This is a genomic window from Photorhabdus tasmaniensis (genome assembly GCF_011189505.1).
Lineage (GTDB): Bacteria > Pseudomonadota > Gammaproteobacteria > Enterobacterales > Enterobacteriaceae > Photorhabdus > Photorhabdus tasmaniensis.
On the sequence record NZ_PUJU01000227.1, the window covers coordinates 1 to 421 of the forward strand.

Consider the following 421-nt stretch of genomic DNA (forward strand, 5'->3'; position numbering starts at 1 on the left):
CGAAATCAATCGCCGGGTCGGCACTGGCTAAACTGACCGTCAGGCTGAAGGGGGTTGACAGGGCTTCGGTGAGTGAAAACCGGGAGACGACAAAGGTCTCAGGCGGTAATCCGCCCGCCGTGAGGGTGAACTGCAACCCGCCAGCGCTTTGGGCGCTGAGCAGGCTGGCTATCTGCTGTGCCACCTGCCCGGCGGTTTTTTTCTGAAATGACATGGTAAAGGTTCCTTTTCTGAGGTTACGGGTGGGCTTTCTCAGGACGTGCTGTCAGCCCGGCGTCTTGTTGTAACGCAGAGTAGCGACTGAGCAGGGCGTTAAAACGGTCGTCGGTCTTTTTTATCAGGGCCGGTGAGACGGTGTGCCCCTGTTCAACCTCCACGGCCAGCTGACGCAGCAACTCTTCCAGCGGCACGTCGCGGTTGT

The 421-nt window shown here is 58.9% G+C and carries 1 protein-coding gene and 1 pseudogene; both read right to left on the reverse strand.

Features of this window, described 5'->3' with window-relative positions; translation table 11 throughout:
- Positions 1-214 (reverse strand): annotated as a pseudogene (locus tag C5471_RS23685) (type VI secretion system Vgr family protein); the annotation flags it as partial.
- A 22-nt stretch (positions 215-236) separates the two neighbouring features.
- Positions 237-421: VasL domain-containing protein (locus C5471_RS23690; RefSeq protein ID WP_278250200.1), on the reverse strand; the 185-nt coding region annotated here is incomplete at its 5' end.